Origin of the sequence: Gottfriedia sp. NPDC056225 (genome assembly GCF_042267765.1) — a bacterium.
In the GTDB taxonomy this organism is placed as follows: Bacteria; Bacillota; Bacilli; order Bacillales; family Bacillaceae_G; genus Gottfriedia.
In genome coordinates this window covers 1-1,310 of the sequence record NZ_JBHJTJ010000143.1, presented here as the reverse complement: position 1 = coordinate 1,310, position 1,310 = coordinate 1, and the positions used below count along the sequence as shown (strand labels likewise).

Genomic DNA, 1,310 nt, shown 5'->3' with positions numbered 1-1,310 from the left:
TTCTGGCCTGCCGAGCAGGTATTCCGTTTTGAGTATCCCGTTTATCCGTTCCGCCAGCGCGTTCTGATAACAGTCATACCCGTCCGTCATCGAGCAGATGACGCCATACTGCTGATGTAACGCCTGATATTCCTGCGAGCAGTACTGGATACCCCTGTCCGAGTGATGCACCAACGGCAACGCCGTGCGTCTGCCGGCCAGTGCCATTTTGAACGCGCAGGCGACATGCCGGGTATGCAGACTGTCATGCACGTGATATCCCACGATTTTTCTCGACCAGGCATCCGTTACCAGGCTGACATACGCCGTCCCCGTTCTCAGCGGCAGGTAGGTGATATCCGCCACCCATACCTGTTCCGGACGGCTGGCTATTACTTGATTGTCTCCCGCTTTTAGCAGGTTGGGATGGCGATAAAAACGATGATGGCTGTGCGTCGTCTTGTGATACGCCCGTTTAGGCATCACCAGTAACCGCGCGCAGCGCAGGATACTGAACAACCGGTCACGGCCCACATGCAACGCCGGTTCGGGGTGTTGCCGCAACAGGTGATGCAGCTTACGTGTCCCCAGTCGGGGTTGGTGCAAGCGGATGGCCGTCACCTGTTCGACGAGATGCCGGGCCTGCTCCTCTTTGCCTGCTTCACGCTGCAGGGACTGATACCACGCTTGTCGGCTGATGCCCATCCATCGGCAGGCCCGCGTTACTGTGAGTCCCGGTACTTGTGTTTGCGCGATAAGGCGGTTAGCTGCTTTTTTGTCAGCGTGGCGCCAACGTCGGTGTTCATCACTTTGACGACAGCTTCGAAGAACTGGGCTTTGACTTCAGATTCAGCCAGTTGCTGCTCAAGTTCTTTAATACGCTGTTCGGGCGTCAGGGGGAGTTTGGGCATGTTGTCTCCGCACGTTCTGGTGGAAGGAGAAGTTCGCCAGTCAAGTTGACCGTATTTGCGCAGCCAGTTCATGACAGTCTGGCTGCCTTGGATACCGTAGCGATCTTGCGCCTGGCGGTATGTCATCTCGCCTTTTTCGACCTGTTCGACGACAGCCAGTTTAAAGGATAGAGAGTAATCGCGTTGTGTGCGTTTAATATACTGGTTCATCACATTTTCCTCTGTGCGTGAGTAAAATGTGTCAACGCTATTCAGGACGGGTCAAGATAAATAGAAAAGGGCCCGCTGGCGAGCCCTTCTTTACGCGATTAACCGCGGCGCGCTTTCACCGCCGCCGCCAGATCGCGCAGCACGGTTTCGGTATCCTGCCAGCCGATGCAGCCGTCGGTGACGCTCTTGCCGTAAACCAGCGGTTCGCCG

At 56.1% G+C, this 1,310-nt stretch carries 1 protein-coding gene; it reads right to left on the bottom strand.

Features of this window, described 5'->3' with window-relative positions:
• Window positions 1-1,100 (bottom strand): IS3 family transposase gene (locus tag ACFCYN_RS25485; protein WP_375952986.1). Its coding sequence is split into 2 segments (ribosomal slippage), with 1,101 coding nucleotides annotated over them: window positions 1-758 and window positions 758-1,100; the frame shifts between segments, so codons are not numbered across the junction. This gene is flagged as partial in the annotation.
• Window positions 1,101-1,310 lie beyond the last annotated feature (210 nt).